The sequence below is a fragment of the Neobacillus sp. DHD-1R genome, assembly GCF_057747995.1.
This window is the reverse complement of the sequence record NZ_CM173232.1, coordinates 2,159,352-2,173,311: the sequence shown is the minus strand read 5'-3', so window position 1 is coordinate 2,173,311 and position 13,960 is coordinate 2,159,352. Positions and strand designations below refer to the sequence as shown.

Here is a 13,960-nt window from a genome sequence, read left to right as displayed (position 1 = left end):
TATCTATTTTATGAATCTCCTCGATAAAAAAACACTTGGCGTTAAAAACCAAGTGTTTGCTTTTATATTAATGATGGTGGTGTCCGCCCATTTTAGGATTAGTAATCAACCACTCCTCTTTTGGAACATGGAAAAATTGAATCCAGGCACCATCAAGATACTCATTATTTTTCTCAAGAATAATATCAATATCCTTATCGGTTTTAACCACTTCATCATTTTCAGTTGGAGTATCTAGCATCAAATCATAGTGGGCATGATCTCCATGAACATTTGTGACGTAAACTCGAAAAAGTTTTCCTTCTGAGCCATCTTGTTCTAACATTTTTTTTAATGCTTTTGCTGCATTGCGATTAATTTTAACGTCCATTTTGTGCTCTCCTCTTGTTATGTATTCTATATTATTATCCCACGATTGTTTAAAAATAGACAGTGTTAAGTGTTGAATCAACATAATTTCAAATATATTTAATCTTTATTTTAAGCTCTTTTTCCGTTTTGTTTTCACCAGCTGGTATCCAATAAAGGTGACGTAGAGGGGAATGGCTACGTAGATGAAATATGGGAATCTCTGCTGTTCTTTTTTAAAGACGATGTAGATGGCGTATCCCAAAAAAAGTGTAATGATGATTCCGTATCTCGGCAGCGGGATATCCTTTAAGCTTGGTATTTTAATGGTACTTACCATTAAATAGCATAAAACAAAAAAGGCAATGACAAAGATGAAACCAAGCATTTTCCCCTGAAACAGCGTCAAAAGTGTTAATAAACCGCCGGCCGCCGTAATCGGAACCCCGGTAAAATATTTTATAGATGATTTCACGGCATTAATATTGAATCGAGCCAATCGATAGGCTCCGAATAAAGGAAAGAGTCCTGCAACAGCCATGCCAACAACACCGAAGAATGAAAAATACGAATAGTAGGCCATCATGGCAGGCGCCACACCAAAGGTGACAATATCAGCTAAAGAGTCAAGTTCTTTCCCCAGATCACTTTCGACACGGAGAATTCGGGCAATACGTCCATCCATGCTATCCAGCATCATACCAATTAAAATTAAAATGGCGGCATTCTTGTAGTCCCCCTGTGCTGAATACATCACAGACAAAAAACCAAAAAATAAATTAGCTAAGGTAAAAAGATTAGGAATACTGTTTCTAATAATATGTATCACTCCAAAACGATTAATAAAACTACGCAACTCTTTGCTTGTTTATATACCTTATTATACAGTTTTTCATTACAAATTTGGAAAAACAAAATTACACCGACTAATTTTAATATCCCTTTTCCATTAAATAGTATGTCTATATTAATTTACCATCTTATTACATAAATGAAAACCCGCCAATTGGCGGGTTCGTTATCAAACGTTCGCTTTATTTGCAGCTTCTACAGTTTGATCCTTTGAAAGAAACCAACCAGCTGCCGCGATCCCAACTAAAACAACATAGAAGGTTACCTTCCATTCGGTTGAATGGGCAAATTCCTCATTTAAGATGGCTAATGACGGGTGTGAAAGAGTGTAAACAGCAAGTTTAACACCAACCCAGCCCACAATCGAAAAGGCAGCAATTTCTAAACCTGGTCTTCGCTCAAGGAGCTTAACAAATTGATTTGCGGCAAAACGCATAATGACTAAACCAATGATTCCTCCGGCAAAGATCACTAAGAATTTCCCTCCGTCCAGTCCACCGATATTGGGTAGCTTTGTGTCTGGAAGGACAACTGCCATCGCTACAGCAGCAAGGATAGAATCAACCGCGAAGGCAATATCCGCTAATTCCACTTTAAATACAGTCGTCCAGAAGCCACTCGTTTTTCGGACTTCTTTCTCCACTTTTTCTTCTGCCTTTCCTTTAACCACCTTTCGGAAAATATGATTTCCGGCCATGAATAATAAATAGAGAGCACCTATTGCTTGAACCTGCCACACATCAACTAGGAATGAGATCGCAAACAATGAGGCAAACCGGAACACAAATGCTCCAATTAATCCATAAAACAAAGATTTTTTTCGCTGTTCTTCCGGCAGATGCTTGACCATTATCGCTAGGACAAGGGCATTATCTGCAGCCAATAGCCCCTCCAATGCAACCAAGATTAGTAAAACCCACCCGTATTCCAGTAATAAAGCAAAATCCATAAGTAGTTCCTCCTTAGATTGTTAGATTTTTTTAAATATACTCCTAATGCCATAAAAATAGGCCTTTACCGGATACAGTAAAGGCCTAAAAATACACAAAAAGACCTTTACAGTAAAGTAAAGGTCTTGCTAACAACGTCCATGTTGCCAATAAAGCCGGAGAAAAGAATTCTCGAATTGACGACTTTATTGTAGCAGCTACTCCCCTTTAAAAAGGAAATATTTAATTACTATTAATATACTAAACGTCGTATTAATTGTCAACCACTTGTTTGTAGATTTATAAATCATATACCTCTGTATATTTTTCCTCTAAATATTGCACGAGGTATTCAGCATTTAATTCCTCACCTGTTACTTTTACAATTAATTCATTGGGAGTATACAGCTTACCGTACTGATGGATATTCTCCTTTAACCATGATTGAATAAAGTCAAATCTGCCACTTTCAATATAGGTATTCATATCAGGCAGTTCTTTTCGAATCGTATGAAGAATTTGAGCCGCATAAAGATTCCCTAACGAATAGGATGGAAAATAGCCGATTCCGCCAAATGACCAATGAACATCTTGAAGAACTCCTTCTGTGTCAGTCGCTGGGGTAATTCCAAGATAATCCTGCATTTTTTGATTCCAAATGGACGGTAAATCTTTTGCTTCAATCTCTCCGCCTATTAAAGCCTTTTCAATCTCATAACGGAGCATAATATGCAGGTTGTAGGTTAATTCATCAGCTTCGACACGGATAAATGAAGGTTCAACCGTATTGACGGCACGATAAAACTCCTCAACAGATAGATCTTTCAATTGCTTAGGAAAATATTCTTGAAGCTTAGGGAAAAAGTAATTCCAAAATTCCTTGCTGCGGCCGATCATATTTTCCAAAAATCTCGATTGTGATTCATGAATTCCAAATGATGCTCCACTCTGAAGAACAGTTTCCTCAAAGTCCGGATTAACATGCTGTTCATAAATACCATGTCCCGCTTCATGAATGGTTCCAAATAAAGCTGACCGGACGTTTTTTTCTAAATAACGCGTGGTTAAGCGAACGTCTCCAATATTAACTGTTTGGGCAAATGGATGAACAGTCTCATCCAGACGTCCAGCTTCCATATCAAAACCAATGATGGGCAAGATGAACCGATTAAATTCCTTTTGTTTCTCTATTTCAAATGATTGATTAAATACTTCAACCTTGGTTGGTTTGCCATTTTGCTTAATTCGTTCTAATAATTTAACACTCGATTCTCTTAATTTGGCAAATAAAGGGTCTAGTCTCTTTACCGTTAATCCCGGCTCAAATTCATCCAGCAGTGCATCATATGGATGATCCTCATACCCGTAAATTTCTGCAAATTTCCGCTTAAACTCAACAATTTTTTCTAAAGATGGAAGGTACAGCTGAAAGTCGTTATTTTCCCTTGCCACTTCCCATGCATCATTAGCCTGTGCGGTTAAAATGCTATATTCTTTAAAAAGATCAGCTGGAATGCTTTTGGATTTCTGGTAGTACTCTCTATACTCCCTTACTTTCGCCTTCGTAACCTCATCTAATTTACACTCATTTTCGGACGATGTTAGCGTTTCTAATAGATTTCCCATTGTGGGTGATACAGAAAGCTTAAATACTTCCGTCCGCAATGACCCAACGGCTTTTGCAAAAACACTTCTGCCTTTTTTCGGTGCCATCACCTTTTGATCCCAGTCAACTAGACCTATAATACTTGAGTAATGGGTAATTTTTTCATCTAATAATTTAAATTGTTTTAATGCTTGCTGAAGTGTAGTTGATTCCACCACATTATTCTCCATATGTAATTCCCCCTAACTTTTTTTCTATCTCTAAAAGGATATCTTAATGAAACAAACACATCCACATCCATTATAATTTAAAAATTCAAATATGGAAAAAGATTTCAAAATCTCTTCTTTGACAAAAATATTATCATTCGACACTCTTTGTTGATACTGCATAAATATTACCGTAATAAGGGAAATATAATATTTGGTAAATTATTTGGCATTATAAGGAAAAGGAACCGATTTGGTAAAAGGATGTGTGTTTATTTGGATAAACAAAAAATGAAAAAATCTCATTTTCCTTTTCGACTAAATATTCTTTTTTTCAGTGTATTTTTTTTATTTTCCGTACTCATTCTCCGGCTTGGCTTTGTCCAAATTGTGTATGGCGAAAATTTCAAAAGGGATTTGGAACGAAAAGTAGATATTACTGTTAGTACTCCAGTGCCTAGAGGAAAAATACTCGACCGTGATTTTCAAGTAATTGTCGATAATGTGCCAAAAAGTGCAATCACCTTTACCAATGAAGGCTTTAGCCAACAGGTAATGCTTGAAACAGCTGAAAAACTAGCACATCTAATCCAAAAAAAGACTGATAGGGTCACAAACAGAGATAAGCGGGATTATTGGCTTTTGAAAAACCAGCAGCTAGCCGATGCCAAAATATCAAATGAAGAATCAGACCTTTATCATACTAAAAAAATAACAGATAAAGATTTGTATAAATTAAAGTTAGATCGGATCACCGAGCAGGATTTGAAACAATTAACAGAGGTTGATCTTGAAGTTCTGGCAATTTACCGTGAATTTATCAACAGCTACCATTACTTACCACAAATGGTAAAGAATGAAGAAGTGACCGAAAAGGAATTTGCCATTGTCAGTGAACATCTCCAATCCTTGCCAGGGGTTGAGACAACTACGGATTGGGATCGTTCATATGCCTTTGATAATACGTTGAGATCTATTTTGGGAAATGTGACAAAATCAGGGGAAGGACTTCCAGCAGATCAATTAGAGTATTTTTTAGCAAGAGGCTATAGTCGAAATGACCGTGTCGGCAAAAGTCAGTTAGAGTTTCAGTATGATGATGTGCTTCACGGCTATAAATCAAAGATGAAGAACGTTACCGATAAAATGGGCAATGTGATTGAAACTCAGCCCATTGCTGTTGGAAAAAAAGGGAAGGATTTAGTATTAACGATTGATATGGATCTACAAATGGCGGTTGATAAAATAATTGAAGAAGAGCTTATGGCGGCCAAAAAATCACCGGGAACAAGTTTAACCGATCGGGCTTATGTCGTCTTAATGGATCCTAAAACTGGTGAAGTACTCGCAATGTCAGGTAAAAAAATGGTCAAAGATAAAACAACTGGCAAGGTCGAAATGTTTGATGATGCGCTTGGGACCTTTACCACTACCTATAGCGTAGGTTCGACAGTTAAAGGGGCTACCATCCTCACCGGCTACAAAACGGGGGCGATTTCCCCGGATACTTATTTTGATGATGCTGGGATTAAAATTAAAGATACACCTTTAAAAAAATCGTACACCTACTTAGGTAGATTAAATGAAGTTAATGCCTTAAAAAAATCTTCAAACGTTTATATGTTTCAAACGGCCCTAAGGATTGGAAAGGGTCATTATGAATATGACAAACCATTAAATTTTACAAATAAGCTGGCTTTCGAAACGATCAGAAACTCTTTTGCATCGTTTGGACTCGGAACTAGAACGGGAATTGACTTACCGAATGAACAATCCGGCTTTAAAGGACAAAGTAGGCTGCCCGGGTATTTGTTAGATTTAGTGATTGGTCAGTACGATACCTATTCTACGATGCAACTGGCCCAATATGTATCTACCATTGCAAATGGCGGTTATCGGATGCAGCCTCATGTGGTAAAACAAATTCGAGAACCTAATAGTGAATCAGACCAACTTGGACCTGTTCTTAAAGAAATCAATCCTACTGTCTTGAATACAATTGACATGAAACCGGAATGGATAAACCGAGTACAATTAGGATTTAAAAAGGTCATGCAAGAACCAGGTGGAACAGCTGTAAAGTTTTTTGAGGGTGTTACGTACTCACCTGCCGGAAAAACAGGGACTGCTGAGGCCTTTTATGATGGTCCCTTACGCAGTAATTACGGTAAAGAACCACCACCCGTTATAAATTTAAGTTTGGTCAGTTATGCCCCAAGTTCAAATCCTAAGGTGGCTATGGCTGTGTTAGTACCATGGGCTTTTGATGGCAAAATTGACAATCGTGCAAACCTAAAGATTGGCCGTCGGGTATTGGATACGTATTTTCAAATGAATCATAATTGAGTTAATTCCGTTTTAATACTGATTTTACCGCTTCCTCAATTTCCACATAACTCGTGCAGCGGCATATATTGGATTCAAGCCACTCTTTAATCGTTTGATCATCAGCATTCGGGTGCTGCTCGATTAAAGAGTGACAATTCATGATAAAACCAGGTGTACAATATCCGCATTGAAAGGCAAACTTTTCAATAAATGCTTTTTGAATCGGAGCCTCGTGAAGTCCTTCAATCGTCGTTACCTTTTTCCCCACTGCTTCTACTGCCAGCATCAAACATGACTTCATTGGCCAGCCGTCCACATTTACTGTACAGGCACCACAGTCACCATTTAAACACCCTGGCTTGGCACCGGTCAGACCAAGCTTTCCTCTCAAAATATAAAGCAGTGTATCAGCAGACCTTACTGAGATTGTATGACCTTCCCCATTTATATTTAGCTTAATGGTGCTGGACTTCAAGGTTCCCCTCCCCCTTCTACTAACAAATTAATCAAACCTGGGCTCTATCTAGTGTGGCCAACAAATCAAAAAGCAAATTCCGTAAAACAAATATCCGGTATTCCGATGAGCCCTCAACATCATCCAAAATGGGCTTCGGCAAAACAGCAATGGCCCTATCAATTCTTGCTTCAATCGTTTGCCCTTTATTGTTTAATGCGTCCTCTACTGTGTTTGAGCGAAAAGGAAATGGACACAATCCGCTAAAAGCAACTCGGGTTCTCCCATCCACTTTTATAGCAGCAATGGTAATGAGCGGATAGCCAGTGTCCCACTGTTGACGACGTTTCACTGTAAAATAAGGCGCCCTAATATATCTGCTCTCGGTTGCAATTTGAACCAAGAATTCTCCCTTTTGCAATTGGAGCTGCTCATTGAAAATTTGAGTAATCGGGACAATCTTTTTTCCATCCGGTCCAATTATTAACACCTGACTTTCGGCAAGTAAAAATGGCAGTACAGCTTCACGATAAAAAATACGGGCACAAATATTTCCCCCTAAGGTAATTTTCCCACGAGCAGTATGATCAGCTACTTCACTTGCTGTTTTTGTAAGAAGGGGGAAAAGATTTGCTTCTTCTATTTTGGTAAGAGATAGCGTGCTGCCAAGAAGCAAAAAATCTCCGCTTATTTGCATTACCTTGGATTCTACAATCTCCTTAATATCAATAACAGCCTCTGTATAAGCAAGATTAATTCGCCCAAGGGTGATTAGTTCTGTACCCCCTGAAAAAAATATGGGCTGTTTGCCCTGTTGGTCTAAAGATTGGTATAAGTCAACAGCTTCCTTTAATGTTTCCGGACGGTAATAGTCAAAATCAAAGGGAAGCATGTCGAGTTGCCTCCTTTGCCTTCCAAATTAACTCAGGAATTAATGGAAGATTGTGCAGTGACACTCCAGCAGCAATCGACAATGCATTACCGAGAGCCCCTGGCATTCCCATTAAGCCATGCTCCCCCACACCCCGTGCTCCATAGGGGCCATCCAGCAGAGGGGTCTCAACAAACCCAACGAGATAGTCAGGATTTTCTCCATACCTCAGCGGTCTATATGTGCGCAGCTGCGGATTCAATACTCGACCTAGTTCATCAAAATAAAATGTTTCTCTACCTGCAAAGGCAAGGCCCATACTCATTGCACCCATCACTTGTCCAAGCGCAGCTTTTTCATTCATGATGCGGCCAATATCTACAACAGTACAAGCTTTCAATAAACGGTAGGTATAGTCCCTCCTGTCAAATTCAATTTCCACTCCATAAGCGGCCACAGTCCATTCAGGTCCCGGCTTCCCTTCACCTGTTTCCGGATCCAAGTGTGTGAGGTGTCGTAAAATAAAATTGCCCCTGCCAATGATTTGACCGCCTACAGAATTTCCATTTGGATATTGATAACCGTAACCCACATCTTTAAAATCAAGTCCGATTGAAGGATCATCACGTAAATAAACGCGACTTTTGCCGACTTCCAAATCTTCCTTTGGCGCTCTTAATACACAGGCTGCCACCTCTTTCAGCTGTTTAATTACATCTTCTGCTGCATTTAAAACAGCCCTCCCAGCCATATAAGTTCCTCTGCTTGCGACCGTCTTCCAATGCTCTGGAGTTGTTTGCGTATCCACTTCCATCCGGACATGAATCTTATCCACATCCATTTTCAGTCGCTCAGCCAGAATTTGAGCAAGGATCGTTTTAGTTCCTGTTCCAATTTCAATAACGCCAGACATTAAATTCAGGCTGCCGTCGCGATTAAAAGTAATAATCGCCCCTGAGGGTGCATTCGGATCAATGGTGGAAGTTTTCCAACTGCAGCTGACCCCCTTCACCCTTACAAACCGATTATTTACCTCCTTGATGTAACCGTCTTCCCACTGGATTAAATCTCTTACTTTATTAATACATTTCTGTAAGTCTCCAACGTTACTTTTATTCAATTTGACCCTTGTCGGAGTGGTGTGCCCCGGCATAATGGCATTTATATATCTGAGTTCAAGCGGATCAGTATTTAATTTTTGCGCCAATAGATCCATCGTTCGTTCTATCACAAAAGATAATTCAGAATGGCTAAAACCTCTAAATGGGGCTGCATAGGGATGATTGGTATACATGCAATACGAGTTGCACCAGACATTTTCAATATGGTATGGGCCCGTACAATCAACTGCTCCTGATCTAACCACATCAATAGCTTTATCTGAATAGGCACCTCCGTCCCAGAAAAAATGGATCTCAGCCGCTTTTATTTTTCCATTCCTGTCTGACCCTAATTTAACAGTAGCATCTAAACCAATGTGGCATGGAGAGGTAAGGATGTCTTCTTCTCTTGAATTTAGGATCTTGACTGGCTTCCCGCCGACAGCCTTTGAAGCTAAATAAGCTAATAATTCGAGCTGAACAGACGCCTTCCCACCATACGCGCCGCCCACAAATGGAGTAGTAACAATGATTTTCCCCATGTCTTCATTAAAATATCTAGCAATCAACTGTTTGACCATAAACGGGGCTTGTGATGATGTAGTAATCATAATGGTACCATCGGGCCTAATCTCAGCTGTTGCACATCTTGTTTCGATTGCAGCATGATCAGAAGGGGAAAAAGAGAAGCTCGCTTCCACGACTGCGGAACATTCTGACCATCCCTGCTCCATGTTACCTTTTCGAATTTTAATGAGAGTGGCAATATTGGTGTCAGGCACCGGATGTGAGTCTTCATCCTTGTCATATTCACCTAAATGTTCATGAACAAGCGGTGCCCCCTGTTGAAAAGCCTCAGTTGGTGAATTTACAACAGGCAGTAATTCATATTGAACTTTTATTAAATCTGCTGCCTTCTTAGCTTGGGCAGGGTTGTCGGCAACAACAAGGGCAACAGGTTCACCATGGTACCGAACCTTGTCTACTGCAATCGGCGGCCTGTCACGTATGGCCTCCCCTGTTAACGGAAATGGCTTACCGGCGAGAATGACTCTGACACCTTGAACCTGTGAGGCTACCGTCGTATCAATGTGAACTATTTTAGCATGACCATAGGGACTGATGACCATTTTTCCAGACAGCATCGGGACAGTATGATAATCATGTGTGTACATTGCTCGACCAGTTACCTTTTCAAGCGCGTCCTTGCGCAGCACGCTTTTCCCAATAACTTCCACAATTTAACCTCCCAACATATGTGATTGTTTAATAGATCTCTATCTCTATCCAAAACTAATCTGGAATCGTCCATAAAAACTCTACTCTTTCATGAATTGGTTTTCTCCACACTTCAATCATTTGTGCCATCAGACTGACAGCAATTTCAATGGGACCTTTTGCTCCAATCGCAACTCCTATGGGGGAATGGATACTATCAGGAATATGCTCCTGTTTAAGAAGCCTTTTTGTTCTTTCTCTCGGACCTAGTACCCCTAAATATCTTATATTCTTAGTAACTACCTTCATTAGAATCTCTTGATCTATCTGAAAATGATGGGTCATAATCACTACAAAATCATAGGGGGAAAACGAGAGTTGGTTAAGAATTCTACCAGGGTGCTCGACTATGAGCTGATCTGCTTTGGAAAAATATTTCTTCTGACAGAACTGATCCCGCCAATCACAAACCACTACGGAAAAGCCAATTTCCGCGGCTAATGAAACAACGGGTCTTGCATCTGGTCCGGCTCCGAAAATAATAAGTCTGGGCTTAGGTCGATAAGTTTGCTGAAATACAGAAGGACCGTTTCTTGTGATAACGCCGCTTTTAGATGTAAACTCAAGGATTGGGATTGGTCCCGACCAGTTTCCAAATGGCTCTCCGTCTTCTTCAATAAAAACATATTCCCCCAAGTCATCTAATTTTTTCAAGCCAATGACTGGCTTATGCCGATTTAGCAGTCTATTTACTAAAAGAAGATCTTCTGTTAAATTGTCCGTAATCGGCTCAATTAAAATATCTATCGCGCCATTACAGCCTGCACCTTGCCCCCAGTTCAAATCATCGATATCAGATAAATCATAATGAACCATCATACTTTCCTGTTTCCTGAAAACATCCTGCACTTTAAACGCCAAATCTGTTTCTAAACAGCCTGCACTTAACATACCAATTTGGGTACCATCAGCCAAAAACACCATCGAAGAACCTTCTTTTTTATATGCGGATCCTTTTACCCTGACAATCGTTGCTAATACCTTTTCACCTGGGTACTCAAGTACATCTAACAATTGATAAAAATCGTCCACTCTTCTCCCCCACTTCAAAACATAAATTCCCTATCCTAATTTATATTAGGGTGGCAGCAATTCCTAGAATGGTTAATTTTTTCTTTTTTCCTTTCATAGTTATAAGGTAATACCTATTTAAAGGGGGATAAGGATGAAGCTGGCAAAATTTAAAGATTCACTGCCCATCCCGCCTGTATTAAAACCAAAATGGAAATCAGATGCCTACACCTATTACGACGTTGTGATGAAAGAAACACAGCAAGCACTGCATCGTGATTTGCCTAAAACTACGATATGGGGATATGAAGGAATTTATCCGGGTCCTACTTTCGAAGTTGAAAAAGGGGAAAAGGTGTATGTAAATTGGCAAAATAACCTTCCTGACCGTCATCTGTTTCCAATTGATCATACGGTTCATGGAGCTGAACCAGATAAACCAGATGTTCGAACCGTTGTCCATCTCCATGGAGGAAGAACAGAACCAGCTAGTGATGGATATCCTGATGCCTGGTTTACAAGGAGGTTTGGTAAAACTGGACCATTTTTTCAAAAAAGAATATATGAGTATACCAATCCGCAAACAGCAAGGACTCTATGGTATCATGACCATGCCATCGGACTGACGAGACTAAATATCTATGCAGGTCTGGCTGGATTTTATCTAATTAGGGATCGCCATGAGAAGTCATTAAATCTGCCAAACGGGGAGTTTGAAATACCTTTACTTCTTCAGGATCGTACGTTTAATGAGGATGGATCGTTGTCATACCCAATTCAGCCCGAGAACAATCCATCTGGCCTTAAACCATCCATTATCCCTTCATTCTTTGGAGATACAATTGTGGTAAATGGAAAGATTTGGCCGTATTTAGAGGTTGAACCTAGAAAATATCGTTTTCGGTTATTAAATGCTGCAAATGCTCGTTTTTTTCGACTTTCCTTAGATTCAGGCCAATTATTTTATCAAATCGGAACGGATAGCGGTTTGATCGAACGACCAGTTGGGATTACTTCTTTACTACTTGCTCCCGCTGAGCGCTTGGATGTCATCATTGATTTTTCCAATATGAGCGGCCATTCGATTATTTTGAAAAATGACGCTCCGACTCATTTTCCAAGCGGAGACCCTGTTGATCCTGAAACAACTGGAATCATAATGGAATTTCGGGTGTCAAAATCACTGACAAGCATCGATACAAGTGTGATTCCAGCTTATCTAGGACCTATAAACTGGTTGAAGGTAACGTCGGCACAAAAGCAAAGGTATCTAACATTAAGTGAAGAGAAGGATCAATACGGAAGATCACTATTTCTCCTCGATAAAAAAATGTGGGATGCTCCTATCTCTGAAAATCCGCGTCTTGGTACAAATGAAATATGGCATTTTGTCAACACGAATAATGATGACCATCCCATTCATATTCATCTTATCCAATTCCAAATTCTAACAAGAAGAGCATATGATGTGGAGCATTTTCAAAAGAAGAACCAAATTAAGTTTACTAATGCAGCCATTCCCCCCGATGTCACGGAAATGGGCTGGAAGGATACGGTAAAATGTCCCCCTGGTTTTATCACAAGTGTACTCATCCCGTTTTTCCCATTCACTGGTCAATATGTATGGCATTGTCATATGTTAGAACATGAGGATTATGAAATGATGCGACCATACCAGGTCATTCCGGCACTTGAATTTTAAGTGAAATGGATCAATTAAAAAAATAAGAACGATCTCAGAAAAAAAACAGCACTATTTAAAATGTGCTGTTTCTTTATTTTATAGGTAAAACATAAAATAACACACAAAAGAAGTGTGCAACACTACCGGCCATTACGAACAAATGCCAAACCGCATGGTGATATTTGAAGCCACGCCAAACATAAAAAATAGCTCCAAGGGTATAACAGGCACCACCGATGACTAAGTACATCATTCCTTCCGAAGAAAGATTGTTCATTAATGGTTTCCATGCAAAAACAATCAGCCAACCCATCACCACATAAAGAATCGTGGAAGTAAACAAATACTTTTTTACAAAAAAACATTTAAATACAGTGCCGGCAATGGCCATAACCCAAACGATTCCAAAAAGCCACCAGCCCATTTCCCCTTTGATGACGATTAATAAAAATGGCGTATATGTTCCCGCAATAAAAAAGTAGATAGACGAATGGTCAAAGATTTCAAAAAGATCCTTTACCTTACCTTCTGGGAAGCTATGCAGCAATGTTGATGACATATATAGAATAAACATTGTTACACCAAATATCGTAAAACTAACAACATGCCAGGCTGTCCCATAGAGCGAAGAGTATACAATTAATATAACTAGAGCTGATATGCTTAAAAGCGCCCCAATTCCATGTGTAATGGAATTAGCTACTTCTTCTTGCTTTGAAAAGGTGTGTGTAGTTGCCACTATATTGCCTTCTTTCAACCGAATTCTGTTTAAATACAAGGGTATACATCAAAATAACATGATCACCTAAAAGGCACAATGGACATTTATCATATCAAAAAACAAAAAGAGGCTGTCTCAATATCCTCTATTTTTTACCCTATTGATCCTTTTTATTAGTAATCTGATTCATTAATTTCTTGACACGATCGTTCGGACTCCAGCAATTAAATTTATAGGTCGTTTTCGTTTCATAACCTAAACGACTACAAAAATAGGTCATCTTATTTGTCGTTTTCTCTGCTCTAAAGTGCCTGCAGGTCGCACAACAGTGAAAATCCTTCAACATAGTCACCTTTCTTAAACTATTAATCTTTCCTTAATAGTTTGTTCATAATTATCATTTACGATATAAATAGGTTCACGGAAGAACCTTTAACCTCCGCCCCCCTTAATATAGATTAGGTTTGACTGCCCGACATGTTGTCGGGTAATTTTTTTTGACCAAAAGTAAAACTTATCGCCTTTTTCAAAATGTCCTCCTTCAGTTAAGTATACTTCTCGAAAACCAT

Annotated in this window: 11 protein-coding genes; 2 read left to right on the top strand and 9 right to left on the bottom strand. The window is 39.2% G+C overall.

The window, feature by feature from the left end; genetic code table 11:
- Nucleotides 1-67: 67 nt before the first annotated feature.
- From AC3ANL_RS10415 to AC3ANL_RS10400, 4 genes are all read right to left on the bottom strand, one after another.
- On the bottom strand, nucleotides 68-370 hold the full coding sequence (locus AC3ANL_RS10415; RefSeq protein WP_488329138.1) for an iron-sulfur cluster assembly accessory protein: 303 nt from the start codon (nucleotides 368-370) through the stop codon (nucleotides 68-70).
- Between the two features lie 105 nt (nucleotides 371-475).
- A complete protein-coding gene (gene pssA / locus AC3ANL_RS10410; protein ID WP_488329700.1) occupies nucleotides 476-1,102 on the bottom strand; it encodes a CDP-diacylglycerol--serine O-phosphatidyltransferase in 627 nt (208 codons plus the stop codon).
- A gap of 267 nt (nucleotides 1,103-1,369) precedes the next feature.
- Complete coding sequence (locus AC3ANL_RS10405; RefSeq protein ID WP_488329137.1) at nucleotides 1,370-2,149, bottom strand: TerC family protein; 780 nt, start codon at nucleotides 2,147-2,149, stop codon at nucleotides 1,370-1,372.
- 280 nt (nucleotides 2,150-2,429) lie between these two features.
- Entirely contained in the window at nucleotides 2,430-3,965 is a 1,536-nt protein-coding gene (locus tag AC3ANL_RS10400; RefSeq protein WP_488329136.1) for a carboxypeptidase M32, read from the bottom strand.
- A gap of 255 nt (nucleotides 3,966-4,220) precedes the next feature.
- Between AC3ANL_RS10400 and AC3ANL_RS10395 the strand changes: the two genes are divergently transcribed.
- Nucleotides 4,221-6,290, top strand: coding sequence for a peptidoglycan D,D-transpeptidase FtsI family protein (locus AC3ANL_RS10395; protein ID WP_488329135.1), 2,070 nt, complete (start codon nucleotides 4,221-4,223; stop codon nucleotides 6,288-6,290).
- A gap of 1 nt (nucleotide 6,291) precedes the next feature.
- Here the strand turns inward: AC3ANL_RS10395 and AC3ANL_RS10390 are convergent, their stop codons facing one another.
- Genes AC3ANL_RS10390 through AC3ANL_RS10375 form a run of 4 tightly spaced genes read right to left on the bottom strand, consistent with a single transcriptional unit; the run spans nucleotide 6,292 to nucleotide 11,007 of the window.
- Nucleotides 6,292-6,747 (bottom strand): (2Fe-2S)-binding protein, encoded by a 456-nt coding sequence (locus AC3ANL_RS10390; RefSeq protein ID WP_488329134.1) that lies wholly within the window; start codon nucleotides 6,745-6,747, stop codon nucleotides 6,292-6,294.
- Between the two features lie 31 nt (nucleotides 6,748-6,778).
- Nucleotides 6,779-7,618 carry an FAD binding domain-containing protein gene (locus AC3ANL_RS10385; protein WP_488329133.1) on the bottom strand — a complete coding sequence of 280 codons (840 nt, stop codon included), beginning with the start codon at nucleotides 7,616-7,618 and terminating at the stop codon, nucleotides 6,779-6,781.
- The gene (locus AC3ANL_RS10380; RefSeq protein WP_488329132.1) at nucleotides 7,605-9,935 is read right to left on the bottom strand and encodes a xanthine dehydrogenase family protein molybdopterin-binding subunit; all 2,331 of its coding nucleotides are present in this window, start codon (nucleotides 9,933-9,935) and stop codon (nucleotides 7,605-7,607) included. The genes AC3ANL_RS10385 and AC3ANL_RS10380 overlap by 14 nt, the downstream gene beginning before the upstream one ends.
- 55 nt (nucleotides 9,936-9,990) lie before the next feature.
- Complete coding sequence (locus AC3ANL_RS10375; protein ID WP_488329131.1) at nucleotides 9,991-11,007, bottom strand: XdhC family protein; 1,017 nt, start codon at nucleotides 11,005-11,007, stop codon at nucleotides 9,991-9,993.
- Nucleotides 11,008-11,140: 133 nt separating this feature from the next.
- On the opposite strand from AC3ANL_RS10375, the gene AC3ANL_RS10370 reads away from it, so the two are divergent.
- On the top strand, nucleotides 11,141-12,688 hold the full coding sequence (locus AC3ANL_RS10370) for a multicopper oxidase family protein (RefSeq protein ID WP_488329130.1): 1,548 nt from the start codon (nucleotides 11,141-11,143) through the stop codon (nucleotides 12,686-12,688).
- Between the two features lie 73 nt (nucleotides 12,689-12,761).
- On the opposite strand, the gene trhA is transcribed toward AC3ANL_RS10370, so the two are convergent.
- Nucleotides 12,762-13,409, bottom strand: coding sequence for a PAQR family membrane homeostasis protein TrhA (gene trhA, locus AC3ANL_RS10365; protein WP_488329129.1), 648 nt, complete (start codon nucleotides 13,407-13,409; stop codon nucleotides 12,762-12,764).
- Between the last annotated feature and the right edge of the window lie 551 nt (nucleotides 13,410-13,960).

Coding starts and splice junctions, on each gene's coding strand:
- AC3ANL_RS10385 (WP_488329133.1), bottom strand. CDS start 7,618: ATGCTTCCCTTTGATTTTGACTATTACCGTCCGGAAACATTAAAGGAA.
- AC3ANL_RS10400 (WP_488329136.1), bottom strand. CDS start 3,965: ATGGAGAATAATGTGGTGGAATCAACTACACTTCAGCAAGCATTAAAA.
- AC3ANL_RS10370 (WP_488329130.1), top strand. CDS start 11,141: ATGAAGCTGGCAAAATTTAAAGATTCACTGCCCATCCCGCCTGTATTA.
- pssA (WP_488329700.1), bottom strand. CDS start 1,102: ATGTATTCAGCACAGGGGGACTACAAGAATGCCGCCATTTTAATTTTA.
- AC3ANL_RS10405 (WP_488329137.1), bottom strand. CDS start 2,149: ATGGATTTTGCTTTATTACTGGAATACGGGTGGGTTTTACTAATCTTG.
- AC3ANL_RS10415 (WP_488329138.1), bottom strand. CDS start 370: ATGGACGTTAAAATTAATCGCAATGCAGCAAAAGCATTAAAAAAAATG.